At 55.4% G+C, this 24,820-nt stretch carries 21 protein-coding genes; 19 read left to right on the top strand and 2 right to left on the bottom strand.

What is annotated here, in order from left to right; translation table 11 throughout:
* Positions 1-88: 88 nt before the first annotated feature.
* Positions 89-172 (bottom strand): leu operon leader peptide, encoded by an 84-nt coding sequence (gene leuL / locus M2407_RS26335; protein WP_104410921.1) that lies wholly within the window; start codon positions 170-172, stop codon positions 89-91.
* 681 nt (positions 173-853) lie between these two features.
* Between leuL and leuO the strand changes: the two genes are divergently transcribed.
* The 5 genes from leuO (at position 854) to cra (ending at position 7,824) form a co-directional block, all read left to right on the top strand.
* Entirely contained in the window at positions 854-1,801 is a 948-nt protein-coding gene (gene leuO, locus M2407_RS18670; protein WP_130016178.1) for a transcriptional regulator LeuO, read from the top strand.
* A gap of 464 nt (positions 1,802-2,265) precedes the next feature.
* Positions 2,266-4,068: a long-chain fatty acid--CoA ligase gene (locus tag M2407_RS18665; protein ID WP_130016179.1), complete on the top strand. Its 1,803-nt coding sequence runs from the start codon at positions 2,266-2,268 to the stop codon at positions 4,066-4,068.
* A 322-nt stretch (positions 4,069-4,390) separates the two neighbouring features.
* Complete coding sequence (ilvI, locus tag M2407_RS18660) at positions 4,391-6,109, top strand: acetolactate synthase 3 large subunit (protein WP_041414196.1); 1,719 nt, start codon at positions 4,391-4,393, stop codon at positions 6,107-6,109.
* 2 nt (positions 6,110-6,111) lie between these two features.
* Positions 6,112-6,603 (top strand): acetolactate synthase small subunit, encoded by a 492-nt coding sequence (gene ilvN / locus M2407_RS18655; protein ID WP_004932806.1) that lies wholly within the window; start codon positions 6,112-6,114, stop codon positions 6,601-6,603.
* 216 nt (positions 6,604-6,819) lie between these two features.
* A complete protein-coding gene (gene cra, locus M2407_RS18650; RefSeq protein ID WP_020825201.1) occupies positions 6,820-7,824 on the top strand; it encodes a catabolite repressor/activator in 1,005 nt (334 codons plus the stop codon).
* Positions 7,825-7,870: 46 nt separating this feature from the next.
* On the opposite strand, the gene M2407_RS18645 is transcribed toward cra, so the two are convergent.
* On the bottom strand, positions 7,871-8,311 hold the full coding sequence (locus M2407_RS18645) for an L-alanine exporter AlaE (protein ID WP_020825202.1): 441 nt from the start codon (positions 8,309-8,311) through the stop codon (positions 7,871-7,873).
* An 869-nt stretch (positions 8,312-9,180) separates the two neighbouring features.
* Between M2407_RS18645 and mraZ the strand changes: the two genes are divergently transcribed.
* From mraZ to ftsA, 14 genes are all read left to right on the top strand, one after another.
* The gene (gene mraZ, locus M2407_RS18640) at positions 9,181-9,639 is read left to right on the top strand and encodes a division/cell wall cluster transcriptional repressor MraZ (protein WP_041414198.1); all 459 of its coding nucleotides are present in this window, start codon (positions 9,181-9,183) and stop codon (positions 9,637-9,639) included.
* Between the two features lie 2 nt (positions 9,640-9,641).
* On the top strand, positions 9,642-10,583 hold the full coding sequence (gene rsmH / locus M2407_RS18635; RefSeq protein WP_020825204.1) for a 16S rRNA (cytosine(1402)-N(4))-methyltransferase RsmH: 942 nt from the start codon (positions 9,642-9,644) through the stop codon (positions 10,581-10,583).
* Positions 10,580-10,900: a cell division protein FtsL gene (gene ftsL / locus M2407_RS18630; RefSeq protein ID WP_012005204.1), complete on the top strand. Its 321-nt coding sequence runs from the start codon at positions 10,580-10,582 to the stop codon at positions 10,898-10,900. The genes rsmH and ftsL overlap by 4 nt, the downstream gene beginning before the upstream one ends.
* Before the next feature lie 42 nt (positions 10,901-10,942).
* A complete protein-coding gene (locus M2407_RS18625) occupies positions 10,943-12,706 on the top strand; it encodes a peptidoglycan glycosyltransferase FtsI (RefSeq protein ID WP_122077173.1) in 1,764 nt (587 codons plus the stop codon).
* Positions 12,693-14,180, top strand: coding sequence for a UDP-N-acetylmuramoyl-L-alanyl-D-glutamate--2,6-diaminopimelate ligase (gene murE / locus M2407_RS18620; protein ID WP_020825206.1), 1,488 nt, complete (start codon positions 12,693-12,695; stop codon positions 14,178-14,180). The genes M2407_RS18625 and murE overlap by 14 nt, the downstream gene beginning before the upstream one ends.
* Positions 14,177-15,538 carry a UDP-N-acetylmuramoyl-tripeptide--D-alanyl-D-alanine ligase gene (murF, locus tag M2407_RS18615; RefSeq protein WP_142815933.1) on the top strand — a complete coding sequence of 454 codons (1,362 nt, stop codon included), beginning with the start codon at positions 14,177-14,179 and terminating at the stop codon, positions 15,536-15,538. The genes murE and murF overlap by 4 nt, the downstream gene beginning before the upstream one ends.
* On the top strand, positions 15,532-16,614 hold the full coding sequence (mraY, locus tag M2407_RS18610; RefSeq protein ID WP_012005208.1) for a phospho-N-acetylmuramoyl-pentapeptide-transferase: 1,083 nt from the start codon (positions 15,532-15,534) through the stop codon (positions 16,612-16,614). The genes murF and mraY overlap by 7 nt, the downstream gene beginning before the upstream one ends.
* Before the next feature lie 2 nt (positions 16,615-16,616).
* Complete coding sequence (gene murD, locus M2407_RS18605) at positions 16,617-17,936, top strand: UDP-N-acetylmuramoyl-L-alanine--D-glutamate ligase (RefSeq protein WP_046374520.1); 1,320 nt, start codon at positions 16,617-16,619, stop codon at positions 17,934-17,936.
* On the top strand, positions 17,933-19,135 hold the full coding sequence (gene ftsW, locus M2407_RS18600; RefSeq protein WP_020825209.1) for a cell division protein FtsW: 1,203 nt from the start codon (positions 17,933-17,935) through the stop codon (positions 19,133-19,135). Before murD ends, ftsW begins: the two co-directional genes overlap by 4 nt.
* A gap of 3 nt (positions 19,136-19,138) precedes the next feature.
* Positions 19,139-20,203, top strand: coding sequence for an undecaprenyldiphospho-muramoylpentapeptide beta-N-acetylglucosaminyltransferase (gene murG, locus M2407_RS18595; protein ID WP_046374518.1), 1,065 nt, complete (start codon positions 19,139-19,141; stop codon positions 20,201-20,203).
* Positions 20,204-20,286: 83 nt separating this feature from the next.
* Complete coding sequence (gene murC, locus M2407_RS18590; protein ID WP_020825211.1) at positions 20,287-21,765, top strand: UDP-N-acetylmuramate--L-alanine ligase; 1,479 nt, start codon at positions 20,287-20,289, stop codon at positions 21,763-21,765.
* A complete protein-coding gene (locus M2407_RS18585; RefSeq protein ID WP_122077185.1) occupies positions 21,755-22,675 on the top strand; it encodes a D-alanine--D-alanine ligase in 921 nt (306 codons plus the stop codon). Before murC ends, M2407_RS18585 begins: the two co-directional genes overlap by 11 nt.
* A gap of 1 nt (position 22,676) precedes the next feature.
* Positions 22,677-23,528: a cell division protein FtsQ gene (gene ftsQ, locus M2407_RS18580; RefSeq protein WP_020825213.1), complete on the top strand. Its 852-nt coding sequence runs from the start codon at positions 22,677-22,679 to the stop codon at positions 23,526-23,528.
* Entirely contained in the window at positions 23,525-24,781 is a 1,257-nt protein-coding gene (gene ftsA / locus M2407_RS18575) for a cell division protein FtsA (RefSeq protein WP_004950148.1), read from the top strand. The genes ftsQ and ftsA overlap by 4 nt, the downstream gene beginning before the upstream one ends.
* The last annotated feature ends 39 nt before the right edge of the window (positions 24,782-24,820 follow it).

Here is a 24,820-nt window from a genome sequence, read left to right as displayed (position 1 = left end):
GGGTGGTTCCTTATCGTGTTTATTTCACGCTAAGCGGGTAAAAAAAAACCCGCGCAGTAGCGCGGGTTTGTTATGAGGGTGGGCTGAATCAGCTCTGAACTCCGTCCACCGGCATACCGCGCAAACAAGATGCGTTAAGTAGTAGGCCTAGTAGACGGTAAGTGTGGTTCATGGCGGTTCAACTCTCTAAAATAATGTCGTTGCCTAATTTGATACGTTATTGGCTTAACTATGTCAACACCTGATTGAAAATGAGGGTGCTCCTTTAGAGCCCGATTAGCGCACCCTGATAAACAGACGATAGTTCGGAGAAAAATGACATTGTCAGAGAAAAGTTGAGGGCGGGTTTGCGGCCCAGTTAGCATAAACGAAATGAATATATATCCTCGCAATTGCTTCTGAGGGACAGTGCGTTAAAATTAAAGATGCAAAACAACGGGAGCCGTGCTAGCCAGAATTGAAGGTGGTGTTTTTGTATTGCTGGTATCAATGCTTTGCAGCGGTTTATGTTTTTTGTGAATTAGCCATAAGACTAAAGTGGCCGGTAAGTAACGGTTGTTTGATTGGGGGATGTGTTTTTAATGCGGTTTATCAGAGGAAGATGGATAATGATTTGTTACTGTAGATTATTAAAAATAACAATTGCCGGATTTCTACCGGGAGGTGAATGATAAACCTGTTGCAAACCGGATTTTGGCTTTTAACCATGCTTATAAACAGGACGATGCTTTAGCCCGATTTTAAATGAATGGGGCGAGAGATAACTAATTCTTCTCGGTGTGATTAATACCACAATTTTGTTGTTTTAATTATGCCTGGTGAATTATCTACACAGGACTTAGTGGAGTGGGATATGTCGGAATGTAATTCAGAAATTATTATTGATAAGGATGCCGCTGATATTCATTTACGCAGTGTCGACCTGAACTTGCTCACCGTATTCGATGCCGTGATGCAGATGCAAAACATTACCCGGGCGGCGGCCTTTTTGGGAATGTCACAACCGGCAGTCAGCAATGCGGTCGCGCGGTTGAAATTGATGTTTAACGACGAGCTGTTCGTGCGCTGTGGACGCGGTATTCAACCGACGGCGCGAGCTCGTCAGCTGTTTGGGCCCGTCAGACAGGCTTTGCAGTTGGTGCAAAATGAGCTGCCGGGCGCGGAGTTCGAACCCTTCACCAGTGAACGCGTTTTCTCCATCGCCATCTCCAGCCCGCTTGATCTGCGACTGGGTGCCGGAATAATCAATCATTTGAAGAAAATTGCCCCGCAAACTCACTTAAAAATCAAATCCTATATAAGCAATAATATCGACAATCAATTACGCTATCAGGAAGTCGAGTTTGTGATTGGTTATGCCCGCTTTGATCCAACAGAGTTTAAAAGTGTGGCTATTTTTGACGATGAGTTAGTGTTGGTTACCGCAAGAAAACATCCCAGAATTGAAAAAGATATTACGCCTGAACAGATTATGGCTGAGCAGCATGCTGTAGTTTCGCTGGAGAGTTTTTACTCTTTTAGCCAACCTTACTATATGGAAGAGGCAATGCAGCGCCTCGTGGCTCAGCAATGCACAGATTTATACAGCGTATTGAACATGGTTTCCAATACTCACATGATTGCTATTGTTCCGGCATGGTTGGCCCGGCAACAGTCGGAAGCATTACAAGTGCAGTTTGTCCCATTGCCATGGAATGAAAACAAAGTTACCTGCTACCTCTCTTGGCATGAATCGGCAGAGCGCGACAAGGGGCATCAATGGATGAAAGCCCAGCTTGGCCAGTCTGATATGCCGGAGTAAATCAGTCTATTATTACCCCCATGGTGGTAATGTCCCATTGGGGGGTAATATGTACTGGCGATTTATTAAGAATTATCTTGGTGTTCTCTAAGGGGTTTCTTTATTTAAGCGTTCTGGATTGGTTCATTTAGAATAAGTTAGACAGTTTCATTAAAAAATATCGATATAAAATTATATACTGAAATGTTATTTATATTTGGTTTTTATCTCTGTTCCAGGGTCGGGCCTTTCGGTCTAGCATTTTGTGGCCTGGATAAAACCTTTTCCTCCCCTTTTTGTCCAACGGTGAGACGCGGTGTAATCAACCTGAGTTTTGGCTCACACTTCTACGCTGAAATCTCTTTTCCCGTTGTCTGAGAGTAGGTAGACTGCGCGAAAAAAAGTAAACACGTGTAAGCTGAGTTGTGAGGAGAGGTTATCCCACACTACGCTAACTGTTTGATTCATTTCAGGCTTAGAGCGCTATGATCAATAATCTGCTGCAATACCATTTGACTCACCGTATACAGCACCAAATTACTCACCGTGCCGATCGCACTGCTTTTCGCCAATGGTCTCCCCAGGGGGAGACCCAAATGACCTGGAAGCAGGTCGATACGCATATCAATCTCATCGCCAGTGCGCTGTTGGCATTGGGTGCCGACGTGCAGGAACGTATCGCGATTTTTGCCAATAACTGCATGGCCTGGTCGCTGGCGGATTTGGCCATTCTGCAATTACGGGGTGTGAGCGTGCCGCTGTATGCCACCAACACGCCGGCCCAGGCGGCCTTTATCATCAATGACGCCGATATCCGTATTCTGTTTGTCGGCGAGCAGGCTCAATTGGATGCCGCCATCGCGCTGCGCGGTGTGTGTCCGCAGTTGAGCCACATTATTGTATTTGATGACAGCGTCGACCTGCATGGCTGTGAGATTGCCCAACACCTGAGCACCTTTGAACGTGAAGTCGACGTAGCGGCGTTCTCATCCCAATTGCAGCAACGCATAGCCGATTGCGATCTGCGGGATCTCTTCACGCTGATCTATACCTCCGGCACCACCGGCGAACCCAAGGGTGTGATGCTGGATTATCGCAATCTGGCTGCGCAGCTTTATCTGCATGATGAGCGGCTGACGGTGAATGAAGAGGATGTGTCTCTCAGCTTCCTGCCGATGTCACACGTGTTTGAACGGGCCTGGAGCTTCTTCATCATGCACTCTGGCGCGCAAAACGTGTTCTTGCCGAATACCGATTGGGTGCGCGAAGCCATGGCGGCGGTACGTCCGACGCTGATGTGCGCGGTGCCGCGCTTTTACGAAAAAATCTTCAGCGCAGTGCATGAAAAGGTCGCGCGTGCGCCTTGGCTGCGTCGGGCATTGTTCCATTGGGCGATTGTCTGCGGTGAGCGCAAGTTCCTGCAGGAGCGCGCCGGCAAGCCATTGGGCAAGCTGTTCGATCTTTCTCATCGCTGGGCCGATAAACTGGTGCTGAGCAAGCTGCGCGGTATCCTCGGCGGGCGTGTACGCTTCTTGCCGGCCGCGGGCGCCAAACTGGACGACAATGTCATCCTGTTTTTCCAGGCGATGGGCGTTAACATCAAATACGGCTATGGCATGACCGAAACCTGCGCCACCGTTTCCTGTTGGGAAGAGGGCAATTTCCGCTTTGGCTCGATTGGCAAGCCCTTGCCGGGGGTTGAAGTGCGTATCGGCGAGGAGAATGAAATTCAGGTGCGTGGGCCAGTGGTGATGCGTGGCTATTTCAATAAACCGCTGGAAACCGCCGCTTCCTTTACCGAGGATGGCTGGTTGAAGACCGGCGATGCCGGCGCCATGGATGAAGGCGGCAACCTGTTTATCACCGAACGCCTGAAGGATTTGATGAAAACCTCTGGCGGCAAGTACATAGCTCCGCAGATGTTGGAAGGCACGCTGGCGCAGGATCGCTTTATCGAGCAGGTGGCGATCATCGCCGATGCGCGTAAATTCGTTTCCGCCCTGATCGTGCCCAGCTTTGAATCTCTGGAAGAGTATGCGAAATCCATCAATCTGAAGTATCAGGATCGGATCGAGCTGTTGCGTCACAGCCATATTCTGGAAATGTTTGAAAGCCGCCTGCGTGAGATGCAAAAAGAGCTGGCGCGCTTTGAACAGGTAAAAAGATTTACCTTGTTGCCTGCCGCCTTCTCGATGGAGTTGGGTGAGCTGACGCCAACGTTGAAGCTACGTCGTAAGGTCATTTCACAGCGCTATCAGCGTGAAATTGACTCCATGTACCAGGATTAGATCAGCGATTGACGCCGGACGGATTGTTCGGCGAAAAAAACAGCATAATCCTTGCCTGATATAGTTCTGTAATTCCTCGCCTGATTGAAACAATGCCTAGCCCGAGCCGCTGGCGGCTAGTGCATTGTTTCTGTAAACACCTGATCTCCAGCCGCTTGGCAATAACCATTCCATTACCAAGCCTTTTTGCTGTTTGCCTGCCCAATATTCTGACGTTATGTTAATCAGTTAGAACCAATCCACAAAAACTTTGGGGCAATGCCCCACAGCAGGCGCTACGTTCCGGCGCCAGACAAGAAAAAGTAAGCCTGGAGGCAAACCCATGGAGATGTTGTCAGGAGCCGAGATGGTCGTCCGATCGTTGATCGATCAGGGCGTTAAGCACGTATTCGGATATCCGGGCGGGGCGGTACTCGATATTTACGATGCCCTGCATACGGTCGGAGGCATCGATCACATATTGGTGCGCCATGAGCAGGGCGCAGTGCATATGGCCGATGGCTATGCGCGCGCCACCGGTGAAGTCGGGGTGGTTCTGGTGACCTCAGGGCCGGGAGCGACCAACGCGATCACCGGCATTGCGACAGCCTATATGGACTCCATCCCGATGGTGGTGCTTTCCGGACAGGTTCCCAGCTCGCTGATTGGTTACGATGCCTTCCAGGAGTGCGACATGGTCGGGATTTCTCGCCCGGTGGTCAAACACAGTTTCCTGGTGAAGCGCACCGAAGATATTCCCGGCATTTTGAAGAAAGCCTTCTACCTGGCTTCTACCGGCCGCCCAGGTCCGGTGGTGATTGATCTGCCGAAAGACATCGTTGGCCCGGCAGTAAGAATGCCTTATGCCTACCCGCAGGAAGTGAGCATGCGCTCCTATAACCCGACGGTGCAGGGCCACCGCGGGCAGATTAAACGCGCATTGCAAACTATCCTTTCGGCCAAGAAGCCCGTTATGTACGTCGGCGGCGGCGCGATTAATTCGGCCTGTGACGGTGAACTGCTGGAGCTGGCGGAAAAACTGAATTTACCGGTTACCTGCACCCTGATGGGATTGGGCGCGTTTCCCGGCACGCACCGTCAGAGCGTCGGCATGCTCGGTATGCACGGGACTTACGAAGCCAACAAAACCATGCATCACTCTGACGTGATCTTTGCCGTCGGCGTGCGCTTTGACGATCGTACCACCAACAACCTGGCGAAATATTGCCCGGATGCCACCGTACTGCATATCGATATCGACCCTACCTCAATCTCCAAGACGGTTGATGCCGATATCCCGATCGTCGGTGATGCCAAGCAGGTGTTGACCCAGATGCTGGAATTGTTGGCGCAGGAAGACAAAACGCAGGATCACGATGCGCTGCGCGATTGGTGGCAGTCTATTGAACAGTGGCGTGCGCGCGACTGCCTGGGCTACGACAAGAACAGCGGCACCATCAAGCCGCAGGCCGTGATTGAAACCCTGCATCGGCTGACCAAGGGCGACGCTTACGTTACCTCCGATGTTGGCCAGCACCAGATGTTCGCCGCACTCTACTACCCGTTCGACAAGCCACGCCGTTGGATCAACTCCGGCGGGCTGGGCACCATGGGCTTTGGTTTGCCTGCCGCGCTGGGCGTCAAGCTGGCATTGCCTGATGAAACCGTGGTGTGCGTGACCGGCGACGGCAGTATCCAGATGAATATCCAGGAGCTTTCCACCGCATTGCAGTACAACCTGCCGGTGATCGTAGTGAACCTTAATAACCGCTATCTGGGGATGGTGAAGCAGTGGCAGGACATGATCTACTCTGGTCGTCACTCCCAGTCTTATATGGATTCCCTACCGGACTTCGTCAAGCTGGCGGAGGCTTACGGTCATGTGGGTATCGCCATTCGTACGCCGGATGAACTGGAAAGCAAACTGGCGCAGGCGCTGGCCGAAAAAGAGCGCCTGGTATTTGTCGATGTGACCGTCGATGAGACCGAACATGTTTACCCAATGCAGATCCGCGGTGGAAGCATGGACGAAATGTGGTTAAGCAAAACGGAGAGGACCTGATCATGCGCCGAATTTTATCTGTCTTGCTGGAAAACGAATCCGGTGCGTTATCGCGTGTGGTGGGTTTGTTCTCTCAGCGTGGTTACAACATCGAAAGCCTGACGGTCGCGCCGACCGACGACCCTACGCTGTCGCGTATGACGATCCAAACCGTCGGCGATGAGAAGGTGCTGGAGCAGATCGAAAAGCAATTGCATAAGCTGGTGGACGTGCTGCGCGTCAGTGAATTGGTGCAGGGCGCACACGTCGAGCGCGAAATTATGTTGGTGAAGCTGCAGGCCAGCGGTTACGGGCGTGAGGAAGTGAAGCGTTGTGCCGATATTTTCCGCGGCCAGATCGTTGACGTTACCGCTACGCTGTACACCGTTCAACTGGCCGGCACCAGCGATAAGCTGGATGCGTTCCTGAGTGCGGTGCGTGAAGTGGCCGAAATTGTTGAAGTGGCGCGTTCCGGCGTGGTCGGCGTATCGCGCGGCGATAAAATCATGCGCTGAGGGGTGACATTGGCGTAATCTGAGGGCGCGGCCAGGCTGCGCCCTTTGTTTTTCGGCGTTTTTTGCCCGTTTGCTGGCACCTTTCGGCAAAAGCGGTTGCTAGGCAGAGTTTTCTGCTGTTAGATCGCAGAGGCTGGATTGAATAACCGCACAGGATGCGATGGTTAATCCGGGCATGGTTTTCACTTCTATTTTCAGCGTCATTAAGGGGTTAACGTGAAACTGGATGAAATCGCGCGTCTCGCGGGCGTTTCGCGCACTACGGCCAGTTATGTCATCAACGGCAAGGCGAAGCAGTATCGTGTCAGCGATAAAACCGTCGAGAAAGTGATGGCCGTGGTCAGGGAGCACAACTATCACCCAAATGCCGTCGCGGCAGGGCTGCGCGCCGGGCGAACGCGCTCTATCGGTCTGGTAATCCCGGATCTGGAAAACACCAGCTACACCCGGATTGCCAACTATCTGGAGCGTCAGGCGCGCCAACGCGGCTACCAGCTGTTGATTGCCTGTTCGGAAGATCAGCCGGATAACGAAATGCGCTGCATCGAACATCTGCTGCAACGTCAGGTCGATGCACTGATCGTTTCCACCGCTTTGCCGCCGGAGCATCCATTCTATCAGCGCTGGGCCAACGATCCGCTGCCGATTATTGCCCTGGACCGTGCGCTGGATCGCGAGCATTTCATCAGCGTGGTGGGTGCCGACCAGGAGGACTCCTTCGCGCTGGCGCAGGAACTGCGTACCTTCCCGGCGGAGTCTGTGCTGTATCTGGGCGCGTTGCCGGAGCTTTCCGTCAGCTTCCTGCGTGAACAGGGCTTCCGTCAGGCCTGGCAGGATGACGAGCGTCATGTCGATTATCTGTATGCCAATAGCTATGAGCGCGAGGCTGCTGGCGTGCTGTTTGCCGAATGGCTGAAAACCCATCCGATGCCACAGGCGCTGTTCACCACCTCATTCTCATTGTTGCAAGGGGTGATGGACGTGACCTTGAAGCAGCGTGGCCGCTTACCGACCGATCTGGCGATCGCCACCTTCGGCGACCATGAGCTGCTGGACTTCCTTGAGTGCCCGGTGCTGGCGGTTGCGCAGCGTCACCGTGACGTGGCCGAACGCGTATTGGAGCTGGTGCTGGCCAGTCTGGATGAGCCGCGTAAACCTAAACCGGGTCTGACGCGTATTCGCCGCAATCTGTTCCGCCGCGGCAGTCTGAGCCGAAAATAATCCTATAGCAGGGGCGCTTAACTGCGCTCCTGTTTCAAACTCCCCGTTATACGTAGCCTGTTACCCTGAACAGCCTTCTGCAGTATTCGAGAAAATACCCGTACACCACACCCATCGCCATCGATACCACAGCATTGCTGGCCACGGCCGTTATGATCTGCTGCCCGTCGGCACCGACGCTCCACAGGATCGCGGCATAAACCGGCGATTGGAAACTGACATAGGCCAGCAGATCGGCAAGGTTACGCAATAAAAAGGGGTATCGATCAGCACGCCTGGCGATGCGGATGAACAGGTCCCGATAGCGCCCATAGGGCCAGGCGATCAGGATATTCACCGGAATCGACAGCAAGCGGGACGAGAGCGATTGTTGAAAGCTCATGCCGGAGACCAGAATTTCTATCGCCATACCGGCGATAAAGCAATACACCACCAGAGCAAAGGTATCGGCGGCGGCACTGCGCCAGTGAGTGGCAGGCGAGAGCATGGTGCAATCTCCGGAATATTGGTTAATGTTCTGTTAAATTTATTTTTTATGGTTGTTAATTCTGGTTTTTTCTTTTATTTGTAGTTTACATTGCCGGTTGGTGTTGGATAAGTAGCTTAATATTTTTATTTGGCGGCGTTGGGTGGTTTTTGTGCTGAGGACAGACGGCAGAATGTGGCGCGAAGGGATTAAAAATGGACTATTCCTAACTATTCAATTAAAACAATGGGTTGCATAATTTCTGACGATAAAGCTGTTTTCCACAGTAAAAATTGTGGTCATTAAACATGTAAGGAAATGAAACCATAATTGTAAACAGGTATTTTGGGAGTAATCTTACTAAATTGATTTGAATCGAAATTAACTCGCCTCGTAATATCCGAGTAATTTATTTTTCCATCTGGCTTATCAGCGGCACTTTAATTGAAGTAAAATAGCGCCCGACTTGAGGATGAATAACCGTTGTACGTTATTAACTCAATGGCTTACGCCGTATTTCGTTTGTAGGGCGAGTTAACGCCGAGCCTTGTCTGGCGCGGCTCGCGCTCGGTTACTGCGATGTGATTGCCGAGCTGAAAAATGAGACATCGATTGCAGAAGGAAGTATTGACTTAATTAATCGCCAATTTGTCAGGTTTTTAATCAGGTTCTTTCCGCTTAGAAAATTCTCCCCGTTTATCATGATGTTAATTTTTAATCATCTAATAAATAGCGTTCCTTTCGCGAGTCAGCTCCCAAAATGACCGAAGAAATATTGCCAAAGCGCTGGCGCTCTGGCTTGACAAGGTTTTCATACCCTCCGTAAACTCCATTATGTGGGAATTTGTGGGGTAAAGTGGTGAAAACGGTCGTGAAGGGGTAACTCAGGTATGTTCCGTGGAGCAACGATGGTTAACCTCGACAGCAAAGGGCGGCTTGCCGTACCCACCCGATATCGGGATTTGCTGAACGAGCAATCGCAAGGCCAAATGGTTTGCACCATTGACCTCCACCAGCCCTGCCTGCTGCTCTACCCACTGCCCGAATGGGAAGTTATTGAACAAAAGTTATCCCGTCTGTCGAGTATGAATCCCGCCGAGCGTCGCGTTCAGCGCCTGCTGTTGGGTCATGCCAGTGAGTGTCAGATGGACAGCGCCGGCCGTTTACTGTTAGCCACTACGCTACGTCAGCACGCCGGGCTTACCAAAGAAGTGATGCTGGTCGGGCAGTTCAACAAGTTTGAACTGTGGGATGAACAGACCTGGTATCAACAAGTCAAGGATGATATTGACGCAGAACAGTCGACTCAGGAACCGTTGTCTGAGCGGCTACAGGACTTGTCGCTATAAGCATGTTGGAAAACTATAAACACACTACCGTACTGTTGGATGAGGCGGTTAACGGCCTCAACATTCGCAGTAACGGCATCTATATCGACGGTACTTTTGGCCGCGGTGGCCATTCGCGTCTGATTCTGTCCCAGCTTGGGCCGGAAGGACGTTTGTTGGCAATTGACCGCGACCCACAGGCGATTGCAGCCGCCAAGTCTATTGATGACCCTCGTTTTAGCATCGTACACGGCCCATTTTCAGAGTTGTCGCACTATGTGCGGGAACGCGAATTAGTAGGGAAGATTGATGGCATCTTGCTCGATCTGGGGGTTTCTTCACCGCAGTTGGATGACGCGGAACGCGGTTTCTCCTTCATGCGGGACGGTCCACTGGATATGCGCATGGACTCCTCAAGCGGTCAGTCAGCCTCCGAGTGGCTGATGAAAGCGGAAGCAGACGATATCGCCTGGGTGCTGAAAACCTTCGGCGAAGAGCGTTTTGCCAAGCGTATCGCTCGCGCCATCGTAGAAAGAAATCTCGTCGAGCCGATGACCCGTACCAAAGAGCTGGCGGACTTGATCGCCAACGCCAGCCCGTTCCGGGATAAGCACAAGCACCCGGCAACCCGCAGCTTCCAGGCGATCCGTATCTACATCAACAGCGAATTGGAAGAGATCGAACGTGCGCTGGACGGCGCGCTGGAAGTGCTGGCCCCGCAGGGCCGTCTGTCGATCATCAGTTTCCACTCGCTGGAAGACCGCATTGTTAAACGCTTCATGCGTCACCATAGCCGCGGCGCTCAGGTGCCCGCCGGTATCCCGCTGACGGAAGAGCAACTGCGCAGTATGGGCGGACGCACGCTGAAAGCGCTGGGCAAGATGATGCCTGGGGATGCTGAGGTGGCGGAAAACCCACGTGCACGTAGCTCAGTGCTGCGTATTGCCGAGAGGATGCCGGTGTGATTGGCAACGAACGCCACGGTCTGGTCGGCGTGATTGGCGGCGATTTGCTGCGTAATGCCAAGATCCCACTGATTTTGCTGATTGCTTCGTTGGTGTCTGCGGTTTTCGTCGTGACCACCGCGCACCGCACCCGCTTGCTGACTGCCGAGCGCGAGCAGTTAGTTCTTGAGAGAGACGCCCTGGACATTGAGTGGCGCAACCTGATTCTTGAAGAGAATGCCCTTGGGGATCACAGTCGGGTAGAACGCATCGCAACGGAAAAACTGCAGATGCAACATGTTGATCCATCTCAGGAAAATATCATCGTTAAACAATGAATGGTTTAACTGAAATCATTACACGGAGTAGAAAGGGAACGCATGAAAGCAGCACGCCCCGGTAAGTTGAAACGCCAGGAAGATCAGGCCAGCTTTGTAAGCTGGCGTTTTGCGTTGCTGTGCGGCTGTATTTTGCTGGCGTTGGTAGGGCTGATGCTGCGGGTGGCTTATCTGCAGGTGATTAACCCGGACCGCTTGGTAAAAGAAGGCGACATGCGCTCACTGCGCGTGCAGGAAGTACCGACTGCGCGCGGCATGATCAGCGATCGTTCAGGTCGGCCGCTGGCGGTAAGTGTGCCGGTGAATGCAATCTGGGCGGATCCGAAAGAGCTGAATGAGCGCGGTGGTATCACGCTGGATAGCCGCTGGAAGGCCCTGTCCGATGCGCTGAATGTTCCGCTGGATCAGCTTTCTACCCGCATCAACGCCAACCCTAAAGGGCGCTTTGTCTATCTGGCGCGCCAGGTGAATCCGGCGATCGGCGACTACATTCGCAAGTTGAAACTGCCGGGTATTTACCTGCGTCAGGAATCCCGTCGCTACTATCCTTCCGGCCAGGTGACTTCGCACATCATTGGCGTGACCAACATTGACGGTCAGGGGATTGAAGGCGTCGAGAAGAGCTTTGACCGCTGGCTGACCGGGCAACCGGGCGAGAGAACCGTGCGTAAAGACCGCTTTGGCCGGGTCATCGAGGATATTTCTTCGGTGGACAGTCAGGCGGCGCATAACCTGGTGCTGAGCGTCGATGAGCGTCTGCAGGCATTGGTTTACCGCGAACTCAACAACGCCGTGGCCTTCAACAAGGCTGAATCCGGTACTGCGGTGCTGGTGGATGTGAATACCGGCGAAGTGTTGGCGATGGCCAACAGCCCGTCTTACAACCCGAACAATATGGCCGGTACGCCGAAAGAAACCATGCGTAACCGTGCTATCACCGATATTTTTGAGCCTGGTTCCACCGTAAAACCTATGGTGGTCATGACGGCATTGCAGCACGGCATTGTGAAAGAAAACAGCGTGCTGAATACCGTCCCTTACCGTATCAACGGCAAGGAAATCAGGGACGTTGCGCGTTACGCGGAACTCTCCCTGACCGGGATCTTGCAGAAGTCGAGTAACGTCGGCGTTTCACGGCTGGCGTTATCGATGCCGTCCTCAGCGTTAGTAGATACTTACTCTCGTTTTGGATTGGGAAAAGCGACCAATTTGGGGCTGGTCGGAGAAAGCAGTGGCATATACCCAAAAAAACAACGGTGGTCTGACATAGAGAGGGCCACCTTCTCTTTCGGCTATGGGCTAATGGTAACCCCGTTACAGTTAGCGCGAGTCTACGCAACGATCGGCAGTCTGGGCGTTTATCGCCCACTGTCGATTACCAAAGTTGACCCACCGGTTGCCGGTGAGCGCGTCTTCCCCGAACCTCTGGTGCGCACCGTTGTGCACATGATGGAAAGCGTTGCCTTACCGGGCGGCGGTGGGGTGAAGGCGGCCATCAAGGGCTACCGCATTGCCATCAAAACCGGTACCGCCAAAAAAGTGGGCCCGGACGGCAAATACGTCAACAGATACATCGCTTATACCGCCGGCGTGGCGCCGGCCAGTAATCCTCGTTTTGCTCTGGTGGTGGTAATCAACGACCCGCAGGGTGGGAAATACTACGGTGGTGCGATCTCCGCGCCGGTGTTTGGCGCCATCATGGGCGGCGTATTGCGCACCATGAACGTTGAACCGGATGCGTTGCCTACCGTTGAGAAAAGCGATTTTGTAACTAACAGAAAAGAGGGTTCAGGTGGCAGATCGTAATTTGCGCGATTTACTCGCTCCGTGGGTGCCAACGGCTCCCGGGCGCGCGCTGCGGGAAATGACATTAGACAGCCGTATTGCGGCTGCCGGGGATCTGTTTGTCGCCGTTGTCGGCCATCAAACGGATGGACGCCGCTATATTCCGCAGGCCATCGCGCAGGGCGTTGCCGCTGTGATTGCCGAAGCTGAAGGCCAGGCCGAAGACGGCGCTATCACCCAAATGCACGGCGTGCCGGTGATTTACCTGAGCCAGCTCAACCAGCGCCTTTCCGCACTGGCCGGGCGTTTTTACCATGAACCGGCGGAACGTCTGCGTCTGGTCGGCGTTACGGGTACCAACGGCAAAACCACCACGACTCAGTTGCTGGCGCAGTGGGGCCAACTGCTGGGTGAAACCAGCGCCGTAATGGGCACCGTCGGCAATGGTTTGCTGGGCCAGGTTTGCCCAACAGAGAATACCACCGGCTCTGCGGTAGATGTTCAACACGTATTAAACGAGCTGGTCGATCGCGGCGCCACCTTCGCGGCGATGGAAGTTTCCTCCCACGGCCTGGTGCAAAACCGCGTGGCGGCGCTGCCGTTTGCCGCTGCGGTGTTTACCAACCTGAGCCGCGATCATCTGGACTACCACGGTGACATGGCCAATTACGAAGCGGCCAAGTGGTCGCTGTTCGCCAGTCACGAAGTGGGCCAGGCGATTATCAATGCCGATGACGAAGTCGGCCAGCGCTGGCTGAGTCAATTGCCGGATGCAGTCGCTGTCACCATGCAGGACAACCTGCAGCCTGGCTGCCACGGTCGCTGGCTGAAAACCACCGCGGTTAACTATCACGATAACGGCGCCACTATTCGCTTCAGCTCAAGCTGGGGCGACGGTGAGATTGAAAGCCGCCTGATGGGGGCTTTCAACGTCAGTAACTTGCTGTTGGCGTTGGCGACCCTGCTGTCGTTGGGGTATCCACTGGATGAACTGGTGGCCACCGGTAATCAGTTGCAACCGGTGTGTGGCCGCATGGAAGTTTTCAACGCGCCGGGTAAACCGACGGTGGTGGTCGATTACGCCCACACCCCGGATGCGCTGGAAAAAGCGTTGGAAGCCGCGCGCCTGCACTGCCAGGGGCAGTTATGGTGCGTGTTTGGCTGCGGCGGCGATCGCGACAAGGGCAAGCGTCCACTGATGGGCGGTATCGCCGAACAGTTCGCCGATCGCGTCGTTGTTACCGACGATAACCCTCGTACCGAAGAGCCGCAGGCGATCATCGCCGATATCCTGACTGGCTTGCTGGATGCCGGACGCGCTCTGGTGATCCACGGTCGTGCGGAAGCCGTAACCAGCGCCATCATGCAGGCGAAAGAACAAGACGTGGTGCTGGTGGCCGGTAAGGGTCACGAGGATTACCAACTGGTGGGGAATCGCCGTCTGGATTACTCCGATCGCACCACCGTCGCGCGTTTGCTGGGGGTAGTAGCATGATCCCTGTCTCCCTTCAGGCACTGGCCGACGTATTGAGCGCTGAACTGATCGGCGCCGATTGCCAAATCGTTGAGGTGACGACAGATACCCGTCAGGTAACCGCCGGTTGCCTGTTTGTGGCATTGAAAGGTGAGCGTTTCGACGCTCACGATTTTGCTGTTGATGCAGTAGCCGCAGGCGCCGGGGCGCTGCTGGTAAGTAAGCGCTTATTGGTGGATGTTCCGCAACTGGTGGTGAAAGACACCCGTCTGGCGTTAGGCCAACTTGCTGCATGGGTACGCAAGCAGGTACCGGCCCGAGTCGTGGCGTTAACCGGCTCATCGGGCAAGACTTCGGTGAAAGAGATGGCCGCCGCTATCCTGCGTGAGTGCGGCGAAGTGCTTTATACCGCCGGCAATTTCAATAATGACATCGGCGTGCCTTTGACGCTGCTGCGTTTGCAGCCGCAGCACGACTTTGCGGTGATTGAGCTGGGCGCTAACCACATTGGCGAAATCGCCTATACCACCGCATTAACTTGTCCGCAGACCGCCCTGGTAAATAACCTGGCGGCCGCTCACCTGGAAGGCTTTGGTTCCTTGGCCGGTGTTGCCCAGGCGAAGGGCGAAATTTTTACCGGCTTGCCGGCTGACGGCGTGGCGATCATCAACGCCGACAACAACGATTGGCCGCATTGGCAGAGCATGCTGGAGGGGAAGACCGTTTGGCGATTCTCTCCGCAGGCGGCAGAAGGCGTCGATTTCTTCGCCAGCGATGTACAGGTTAACGGTGAAGGCACACAGTTTACGTTGCACAGCCCGTTCGGCACTGCGCCTATCGCGCTGCCCCTTCCTGGGCGTCATAACGTCGCCAACGCGTTGGCGGCAACGGCACTGGCAATGTCGGCCGGTGCATCGCTCGAGGCCGTGCGTCAGGGGCTCAAACAACTGAAGGCGGTACCGGGACGTTTGTTCCCGATTGCCCTGTCTGCCGGCAAGCTGCTGTTGGATGACAGCTACAACGCCAACGTTGGCTCAATGACGGCCGCTGCGCAGGTACTGGCGGAAATGCCGGGCTACCGCGTGATGGTGGTGGGCGATATGGCAGAGCTGGGGGCGGAAGCCGAAGAGTGTCACCGTCAGGTGGGCGAAGCGGCTCGGCTGGCGGGAGTCGATAAGGTGCTGGGCGTGGGGCCATTGAGCCAAACGCTGATTGCCGCCTCCGGTAACGGCGAACATTTTCAGGATAAGGCAGCAGTGATCGCGCGCGTGGCGGAATTACTGTCGGAACATGCGGTAATTACCGTGTTAATCAAGGGTTCACGTAGTGCCGCAATGGAGCAGGTAGTACGCGCGTTACAGGAGAAAGCACCATGTTAGTTTGGCTGGCCGAGCATTTGGTCAAATATTATTCCGGCTTCAACGTCTTTTCCTACCTGACGTTCCGAGCCATTGTCAGCCTGCTGACCGCGCTGTTCCTTTCCTTGTGGATGGGGCCGCGGGTGATCAAACGCCTGCAGGAGATGTCCTTCGGCCAGGTGGTGCGTAACGACGGTCCAGAGTCGCATTTCAGCAAGCGCGGCACGCCGACCATGGGCGGCATCATGATCCTGACCTCCATCACCGTTTCGGTGCTGATGTGGGCCTATCCGTCCAACCCTTATGTTTGGTGCGTACTGTTTGTGCTGGTGGGTTACGGCATCGTCGGTTTCGTTGACGACTACCGCAAGGTGGTGCGTAAAGACACCAAAGGGCTGATCGCCCGCTGGAAATACTTCTGGCAGTCGGTGATTGCGCTGGTGGTTGCTTTCGCCATGTATGCCGTAGGTAAAGACACGCCAGCCACCGAGCTGGTTGTGCCGTTCTTTAAGGACATCATGCCTCAGCTTGGCCTGTTGTACGTGCTGCTGGCTTACTTTGTCATCGTAGGGACCAGCAACGCGGTCAACCTGACCGACGGGCTGGACGGCCTGGCGATTATGCCGACGGTGTTCGTGGCCGCCGGTTTTGCACTGGTAGCCTGGGCGACCGGTAACATGAACTTCGCCAACTACCTGCACATTCCATATTTGCGCCACGCCGGTGAACTGGTGATCGTCTGTACCGCCATTGTCGGCGCCGGCCTGGGCTTTTTGTGGTTCAACACCTATCCGGCCCAGGTCTTCATGGGCGACGTGGGTTCGTTGGCGCTGGGCGGCGCGTTGGGCACCATTGCGGTGCTGCTGCGCCAAGAGTTTTTACTGTTGATTATGGGCGGCGTGTTCGTGGTTGAAACGCTGTCGGTGATTTTGCAGGTGGGGTCGTTCAAGCTGCGCGGGCAACGTATTTTCCGCATGGCGCCGATTCACCACCACTATGAATTGAAAGGCTGGCCGGAACCACGCGTGATCGTGCGCTTCTGGATTATTTCGCTGATGCTGGTGCTGATTGGCCTGGCGACGCTGAAGGTGCGGTAACTATGGCGGATTATCAGGGTAAGAAAGTGGTCATCATCGGGCTGGGCCTCACCGGCCTGTCCTGTGTTGATTTCTTTATGGCGCGCGGCGTAACGCCACGCGTTATGGATACCCGCATTTCACCTCCAGGGCTGGACAAGCTGCCTGAAAGCGTTGAGCGTCACCTGGGTGATTTGAATCAGGATTGGCTGTTGGCGGCGGATTTGATCGTCGCCAGTCCGGGCATGGCATTGGCGACCCCGGCATTGAGCGCTGCTGCAGAGGCGGGCGTAGAGATTGTCGGCGATATCGAATTGTTCTGCCGTGAAGCCCAGGCACCGATCGTGGCGATTACCGGTTCCAACGGTAAAAGCACCGTCACCACCCTGGTGGGTGAAATGGCAAAAGCCGCAGGTTGGGCGGTGGGCGTCGGTGGCAATATCGGCCTGCCTGCGTTGAGCCTGCTGCGTCAGGAATGCCAACTGTACGTGCTGGAGCTGTCGAGCTTCCAACTGGAAACCACTTACAGCCTGCACGCGGCTGCGGCGACCATTTTGAACGTCACCGAAGATCATATGGATCGCTATCCGTTTGGGCTGCAGCAATACCGTGCCGCCAAGCTGAAGGTCTATGAAAATGCCAGCCTGTGCGTGGTCAATGCCGACGACGCATTGACGATGCCGATTCGCGGGGCGGATCAGCGTTGCATCAGCTTTGGCGCCGATGTGGGCGACTATCACCTGAACCGCCAACTGGGCGAGACCTGGTTGCGCGTGCGCGGCGAGAAAATCCTGAACACCCGCGAAATGAAGCTGACTGGCCGCCATAACTACACCAATGCGTTGGCGGCGCTGGCACTGGCCGATGCGGTGAACATCCCGCGCGCTTCCAGCCTGAAAGCGTTGACCACCTATACCGGTTTGGCGCACCGCTTCCAATTGGCCTGGGAACATAACGGCGTTCGCTGGATTAACGATTCTAAAGCCACCAACGTTGGCAGTACCGAAGCGGCGTTGAATGGTCTGCAGGTGGACGGCACCTTGCATCTGCTGTTGGGCGGCGACGGCAAATCGGCCGATTTCTCCCCGCTGGCGCGCTACCTGCAAGGCGATAACGTTCGCCTTTACTGCTTCGGCCGTGATGGCGAACAGTTGGCTCAGCTGCGGCCGGAGGTCGCTACGCTGACCGAGACTATGGAACAGGCGATGCAGACGATAGCCGGCCGGGTGCAACCTGGCGATATGGTGCTGCTGTCACCCGCCTGTGCCAGCCTGGATCAGTTCCGCAATTTTGAAGTACGCGGCGACGAGTTTACTCGTTTGGCACAGGAGCTTGGCGGATGAGACTACGCTTGCCGAACTTCGGGCTGACAGAGCTCTTTAAAAACTGGGTGGCGGGATCGCGAGATAACGATTCGGTCAATATGGTGCTGTACGACCGTACCCTGCTGTGGCTGACCTTTGGGTTGGCCATTATCGGTTTTGTGATGGTGACTTCTGCTTCGATGCCGATCGGTCAGCGCCTGGCGGACGATCCGTTCTTGTTCGCCAAGCGTGATGCGTTGTACCTCGGGCTGGCGTTCGGTCTGTCGATGGTGACCTTGCGCATTCCGATGGAAGTCTGGCAGCGCTATAGCAACATCATGCTGCTGTTGTCGATTGTGATGCTGTTGATCGTATTGGTGGTCGGCAGCTCGGTAAACGGGGCATCGCGCTGGATCTCGCTGGGGCCGCTGCGTATTCAGCCGGCAGAGCTGTCCAAGCTGTCGCTGTTCTGTTACCTGGCGAGTTATCTGGTGCGCAAAGTAGAAGAGGTGCGCAGCAACTTCTGGGGCTTCTGCAAGCCGATGGGCGTCATGGTGGTGTTGGCTGTGCTGCTGCTGGCTCAGCCGGACCTCGGTACCGTGGTGGTGCTGTTTATCACCACGCTGGCAATGCTGTTCCTTGCCGGCGCGAAAATGTGGCAATTCCTGGCGATTATCGGATCCGGAGCCTTCGCGGTAGTGCTGTTGATCATCGCTGAACCTTACCGTATGCGCCGTGTGACTTCGTTCTGGAATCCGTGGGCCGATCCGTTCGGCAGCGGCTACCAGCTGACCCAGTCGCTGATGGCCTTTGGCCGTGGTGAGTTCTGGGGACAAGGGCTGGGCAATTCGGTGCAGAAACTCGAGTATTTGCCGGAAGCGCACACCGACTTTATCTTCTCGATTTTAGGCGAAGAACTGGGCTATATCGGTGTGGTTTTTGCATTGTTAATGGTATTCTGCGTCGCTTTTCGTGCTATGTCGATTGGCCGCCGTGCGCTGGAGATTGATCAGCGCTTTTCTGGCTTCTTGGCCTGCTCAATTGGCGTGTGGTTTAGCTTCCAGGCGCTGGTCAACGTCGGTGCCGCTGCCGGAATGCTTCCCACTAAAGGCTTAACGTTACCGCTGATAAGCTATGGCGGTTCGAGCCTGTTGATTATGTCGACGGCGATCGTGCTGTTGCTGCGTATTGATTATGAAACGCGTCTGGCTAAAGCCCAGGCGTTTGTGAAGAGGTAAGGGATGAGCGGGAAACCTAAGCGTTTAATGGTGATGGCGGGCGGTACCGGCGGACACGTGTTCCCGGGACTGGCGGTCGCACATCATCTGATGGCGCAGGGCTGGCAGGTGCGCTGGCTTGGAACCGCAGACCGAATGGAAGCCGATCTGGTGCCAAAGCACGGGATCGAGATTGATTTCATCCGTATTTCCGGCCTGCGTGGCAAAGGGCTGAAGGCCCAACTGAGCGCGCCGCTGCGTATCTGGCAAGCCGTACGTCAGGCGAAGGCGATTATGCGTAGCTACCAACCGGACGTGGTGCTGGGAATGGGGGGGTACGTTTCTGGTCCTGGCGGTTTGGCCGCATGGCTGTGCGGCATCCCGGTGGTGCTGCATGAACAAAACGGCATTGCCGGGCTGACCAACCGTTGGTTGGCGCGCATTGCCAAGAAGGTCCTGCAGGCCTTCCCTGGCGCGTTCCCCAATGCGGACGTGGTGGGCAACCCGGTACGCACTGACGTATTGGCGCTGCCGCTGCCGGCAGAGCGATTGACGGGGCGTGAAGGGCCCATTCGCGTACTGGTGATTGGCGGCAGTCAGGGTGCCCGGGTGCTGAATCAGACAGTTCCTGAAGTCGCGGCGAGATTGGGCGATAGAATTACGCTCTGGCATCAGGTAGGCAAAGGTGCGCTGGAAAATGTGTTGCGCGACTACGAGAGGGTAGGGCAGACGCAACACAAAGTGACCGAGTTTATTGATGACATGGCGGCGGCGTACGCTTGGGCTGATGTCGTGGTGTGCCGCTCCGGCGCGCTAACGGTCAGCGAGATCGCCGCTGCGGGCCTTCCTGCGATCTTCGTGCCTTTCATGCACAAAGACCGCCAACAGTATTGGAATGCCCGCCCGCTGGAAGAAGCCGGTGCGGCGAAGATTATCGAGCAACCGCAGTTTAACGCCGATGTGGTGGCGGAGCTGCTGGCTGGTTGGGATCGTCCTACGCTGCTGGCCATGGCCGAAAAGGCCCGTGCCGTAGCCATTCCTGATGCTACCGAACGCGTAGCTGCGGAGCTGGTGCGCGTCGCCAAATAATATGCAGGGGTCCGGTTCGCCGGGCCTGAATTAAAGAATGTCATGTAGGGGCCCGGCATGCCGGACCTGGATTAGAGAGAGTGATGAATACACAACAACTGGCGAAACTACGTACTATCGTGCCCGAGATGCGACGCGTCCGGCACATTCACTTTGTCGGCATCGGTGGCGCCGGCATGGGTGGTATCGCCGAAGTGTTGGCCAATGAAGGTTATCAAATCAGCGGTTCTGACCTGGCACCGAATCCGGTAACCCAGCAGCTGAGCGCGCTCGGGGCGACGATTTACTTCCATCACCGTCCGGAGAACGTACTGGATGCCAGCGTAGTCGTGGTTTCTACCGCGATTTCTGCCGACAACCCGGAAATTGTCGCCGCTCGTGAAGCGCGTATTCCGGTAATCCGCCGCGCAGAGATGTTGGCCGAACTGATGCGTTTTCGTCACGGCATCGCCGTTGCCGGTACGCATGGCAAGACCACGACCACGGCAATGGTGTCGAGCATTTATGCCGAAGCCGGTCTGGACCCGACCTTTGTTAACGGCGGGCTGGTGAAAGCGGCAGGAACTCATGCGCGTTTGGGCTCCAGCCGTTACCTGATTGCGGAAGCGGATGAGAGCGATGCCTCTTTCTTGCATCTGCAACCGATGGTGGCGATTGTCACCAATATCGAAGCCGACCATATGGAGACCTACCAGGGCGACTTCGAAAACCTGAAGCAGACGTTTATTAACTTTTTGCACAACCTGCCGTTCTACGGCCGTGCGGTGATGTGTATTGACGATCCGGTGGTGCGTGAATTGCTGCCACGCGTGGGTCGCCATATCACCACTTACGGTTTCAGCGACGATGCCGACGTTCGCATCGAGAGCTACCGTCAGGTTGGAGCCCAGGGCCACTTCACCCTGAGCCGCCAGGACAAGCCGCTGATGACGGTGACGCTGAATGCGCCGGGTCGTCACAACGCGTTGAACGCGGCGGCGGCAGTGGCGGTGGCAACGGAAGAGGGCATTGACGACGCAGATATCCTGCGTGCGTTGGCCAGCTTCCAGGGGACCGGTCGCCGCTTTGATTTCCTCGGCGAATTCCCGCTGGAGCCGGTAAATGGCAAAAGCGGCAGTGCGATGCTGGTGGACGATTATGGCCACCACCCGACCGAGGTCGACGCGACGCTGAAAGCCGCACGTGCAGGCTGGCCGGACAAGCGTCTGGTGATGATTTTCCAGCCGCACCGTTACACGCGTACTCGCGATCTGTATGACGACTTTGCCAATGTGCTGTCGCAGGTGGACGTGCTGCTGATGCTGGACGTTTACTCTGCCGGTGAAACGGCAATTCCAGGGGCGGACAGCCGCTCGCTGTGCCGTACCATCCGCAGCCGCGGCAAGCTGGATCCGATTCTGGTGTCTGATGCGGATACCGTGCCGGAAACCCTTGCAGGGTTGCTGCAAGCGGACGATTTAGTGCTGGTGCAGGGCGCCGGCAACGTGGGGAAAGTCGCACGCAAACTGGCTGAGCTGAAGCTGCAGCCTCAGAAAAAAGAGGAGGAACATCATGGCCGATAAAGTTGCCGTACTGCTGGGTGGCACCTCCGCTGAACGTGAAGTGTCATTGCAATCCGGTGCCGCCGTGCTGGCCGGGCTGCGTGAAGCCGGTATCGACGCTCACGGCATCGATATCCGTGATTTCCCGGTCACCCAGTTGAAAGAACATGGGTTTACCAAAGTATTTATCGCGCTGCATGGCCGAGGCGGTGAAGACGGCACCCTGCAAGGCATGCTGGAGTTCCTCGAACTGCCTTATACAGGCAGTGGCGTGATGGCTTCGGCACTGACCATGGACAAGTGGCGCACCAAAATGGTGTGGCAGTCGATGGGCCTGCCGGTGGCGCCTTATGTTGCGCTGAATCGTCAGCAATATGCCGGTGCAGAAAAAGAGGCGCTGATCGCGCGCATAGAGGCCTTGGGCCTGCCGCTGATCGTCAAGCCGAGCCGTGAAGGCTCCAGCGTTGGTATGAGCAAAGTTACCGAGCGTGGCGCTCTTGAGGCGGCTCTGGAAGAAGGTTTCCGTCATGACGACGACGTGCTGGTCGAGAAGTGGCTGAGCGGTCCGGAATACACGGTAGCGATGCTGGGTGATCGGGTATTGCCTTCCATCCGCATTCAACCGGCCGGCGTGTTTTACGATTACCAGGCCAAGTACATCTCGGACGATACCCAGTATTTCTGTCCGAGCGGCCTGGGTGCGGAACAGGAAGCCGAAATGGCGTCTCTGGCGTTACGCGCCTATCGTGGGCTGGACTGCAGCGGCTGGGGCCGCGTTGATGTGATGCAGGATAGCGATGGCAGCTTCTATCTGCTTGAGGTGAATACCTCGCCGGGCATGACCAGTCATAGCCTGGTGCCGATGGCAGCGCGCCAGTCTGGTTTAAGCTTCTCGCAGCTGGTAGCGAGAATTTTGGAATTGGCCGACTGATATGTCGCAAGCTGCCCTGAATGCGCGTGAACGCGAGGTGGACAACAACCCGCGACGCAGCAATGGAACCCAGTTGGCGGGAATGATTTTCCTGCTGATGGTGTTGGGAACGGTCCTGTGGAGTGGGTGGGCGGTGATTGGCTGGATGAAAGACGCCAGCCGCCTGCCGCTGTCACGACTGGTGGTGACCGGTGAACGTCACTACACCACCAACGACGATATTCGTCAGGCTATCCTGGCGCTGGGATCGCCGGGGACGTTCATGACGCAGGATGTGGATATCATCCAGCAGCAGATTGAACGTCTGCCGTGGATCAAGCAGGCCAGCGTGCGCAAGCAGTGGCCGGATGAGCTGAAGATCCACCTGGTGGAATATGTCCCGGTGGCGCGCTGGAATGATTTGCACATGGTAGATGCCGAAGGCAAATCCTTCAGCGTGCCTGCAGAACGAATTGGCAAACAGAAGTTGCCGTTGCTGTATGGTCCGGAAGGGAGCGAACAGGATGTTCTTGAAGGTTACCGGACCATGAGCAGCATGTTAGCGGCCAGCAAATATACGCTGAAAATGGCGGCCATGAGCGCCCGCCATTCCTGGCAGCTGGCTTTGGATAATGATGTTCGGCTGGAGCTGGGACGCGACGATCGCACCGGACGCCTGCAGCGCTTTATCGAGCTTTACCCGGTATTGCAGCAGCAGGGACAGGCAGAAAGCAAGCGAGTCAGTTATGTCGACTTACGCTATGAGGCCGGTGCATCGGTAGGTTGGGCCCCCGTGTTTATCGACCCGCAGGCTGCAGGCGATCGGCAGAACAGTAATCAGCAACAGAATCAGGCACAGGCAAAACAACAATGATCAAGTCGACGGACAGAAAACTGGTAGTTGGACTGGAGATCGGTACTGCAAAAGTCTCCGCATTGGTAGGGGAAGTTCTGCCCGATGGCATGGTCAACATTATCGGGGTGGGCAGTTGCCCGTCTCGCGGTATGGATAAGGGTGGCGTTAACGACCTGGAGTCGGTAGTGAAGTGCGTACAGCGCGCTATCGATCAGGCCGAACTGATGGCGGATTGTCAGATTTCTTCGGTTTACCTCGCATTATCGGGTAAACACATCAGCTGCCAGAACGAAATAGGGATGGTTCCTATTTCCGAAGAGGAAGTGACACAGGAAGATGTGGAGAACGTGGTGCATACCGCTAAATCGGTACGCGTCCGTGATGAACACCGCATCCTGCACGTCATCCCTCAGGAATACGCCATCGATTATCAGGAAGGCATCAAAAACCCGGTTGGGTTGTCCGGCGTGCGTATGCAAGCCAAGGTGCACCTGATCACCTGCCATAACGATATGGCTAAGAACATCGTTAAGGCAGTAGAACGTTGTGGTCTGAAAGTTGACCAACTTATTTTCGCCGGTCTGGCCGCCAGCTATGCGGTACTGACCGAAGATGAGCGCGAGCTCGGCGTTTGTGTAGTGGATATCGGCGGCGGCACCATGGATATGGCGGTGTACACCGGCGGTGCACTGCGCCACACCAAAGTGATCCCTTACGCCGGGAACGTGGTCACCAGCGATATCGCTTACGCCTTCGGCACGCCGCCGACAGACGCGGAAGCGATCAAAGTTCGACACGGCTGTGCGCTTGGGTCGATTGTTAGCAAGGATGAAAGTGTAGAGGTGCCAAGCGTTGGAGGACGTCCTCCTCGGAGTCTGCAAAGACAGACACTGGCTGAAGTGATTGAGCCACGCTACACCGAACTGTTGAATCTGGTTAACGATGAAATTTTGCAATTGCAGGAGCAACTGCGTCAGCAAGGGGTGAAGCATCATCTGGCGGCGGGTATTGTGCTGACCGGTGGTGCCGCCCAGATTGATGGCCTGGCAGCCTGTGCGCAACGGGTGTTCCACACCCAGGTACGCATCGGCCAACCCTTGAACATCACGGGTCTGACGGATTATGCGCAGGAGCCTTACTACTCTACGGCGGTAGGTCTGCTGCACTATGGAAAAGAGTCTCACCTGAGCGGTGAGGCAGAAGTAGAAAAACGCGCCTCGGTGGGCAATTGGTTTAAACGTATCAATAGCTGGCTGAGAAAAGAGTTTTAATGTTTCAACAAAGAGATCATGCTGAGTAATCTTTTTATG

It is taken from the genome of Serratia sp. BIGb0234 (genome assembly GCF_024809915.1).
Classification (GTDB): domain Bacteria; phylum Pseudomonadota; class Gammaproteobacteria; order Enterobacterales; family Enterobacteriaceae; genus Serratia; species Serratia liquefaciens.
This window is presented reverse-complemented; position numbering and strand designations above follow the sequence as displayed.

What these genes read in the sequence shown, in the direction of transcription:
- mraZ (WP_041414198.1), top strand. Translation starts at nt 9,181, where the DNA reads ATGTTCCGTGGAGCAACGATGGTTAACCTCGACAGCAAAGGGCGGCTT.
- murD (WP_046374520.1), top strand. Translation starts at nt 16,617, where the DNA reads ATGGCGGATTATCAGGGTAAGAAAGTGGTCATCATCGGGCTGGGCCTC.
- ilvN (WP_004932806.1), top strand. Translation starts at nt 6,112, where the DNA reads ATGCGCCGAATTTTATCTGTCTTGCTGGAAAACGAATCCGGTGCGTTA.
- rsmH (WP_020825204.1), top strand. Translation starts at nt 9,642, where the DNA reads ATGTTGGAAAACTATAAACACACTACCGTACTGTTGGATGAGGCGGTT.
- ftsA (WP_004950148.1), top strand. Translation starts at nt 23,525, where the DNA reads ATGATCAAGTCGACGGACAGAAAACTGGTAGTTGGACTGGAGATCGGT.
- murG (WP_046374518.1), top strand. Translation starts at nt 19,139, where the DNA reads ATGAGCGGGAAACCTAAGCGTTTAATGGTGATGGCGGGCGGTACCGGC.
- ilvI (WP_041414196.1), top strand. Translation starts at nt 4,391, where the DNA reads ATGGAGATGTTGTCAGGAGCCGAGATGGTCGTCCGATCGTTGATCGAT.
- ftsW (WP_020825209.1), top strand. Translation starts at nt 17,933, where the DNA reads ATGAGACTACGCTTGCCGAACTTCGGGCTGACAGAGCTCTTTAAAAAC.
- ftsQ (WP_020825213.1), top strand. Translation starts at nt 22,677, where the DNA reads ATGTCGCAAGCTGCCCTGAATGCGCGTGAACGCGAGGTGGACAACAAC.
- M2407_RS18585 (WP_122077185.1), top strand. Translation starts at nt 21,755, where the DNA reads ATGGCCGATAAAGTTGCCGTACTGCTGGGTGGCACCTCCGCTGAACGT.
- mraY (WP_012005208.1), top strand. Translation starts at nt 15,532, where the DNA reads ATGTTAGTTTGGCTGGCCGAGCATTTGGTCAAATATTATTCCGGCTTC.
- M2407_RS18625 (WP_122077173.1), top strand. Translation starts at nt 10,943, where the DNA reads ATGAAAGCAGCACGCCCCGGTAAGTTGAAACGCCAGGAAGATCAGGCC.
- M2407_RS18665 (WP_130016179.1), top strand. Translation starts at nt 2,266, where the DNA reads ATGATCAATAATCTGCTGCAATACCATTTGACTCACCGTATACAGCAC.
- murF (WP_142815933.1), top strand. Translation starts at nt 14,177, where the DNA reads ATGATCCCTGTCTCCCTTCAGGCACTGGCCGACGTATTGAGCGCTGAA.
- murC (WP_020825211.1), top strand. Translation starts at nt 20,287, where the DNA reads ATGAATACACAACAACTGGCGAAACTACGTACTATCGTGCCCGAGATG.
- M2407_RS18645 (WP_020825202.1), bottom strand. Translation starts at nt 8,311, where the DNA reads ATGCTCTCGCCTGCCACTCACTGGCGCAGTGCCGCCGCCGATACCTTT.
- leuO (WP_130016178.1), top strand. Translation starts at nt 854, where the DNA reads ATGTCGGAATGTAATTCAGAAATTATTATTGATAAGGATGCCGCTGAT.
- leuL (WP_104410921.1), bottom strand. Translation starts at nt 172, where the DNA reads ATGAACCACACTTACCGTCTACTAGGCCTACTACTTAACGCATCTTGT.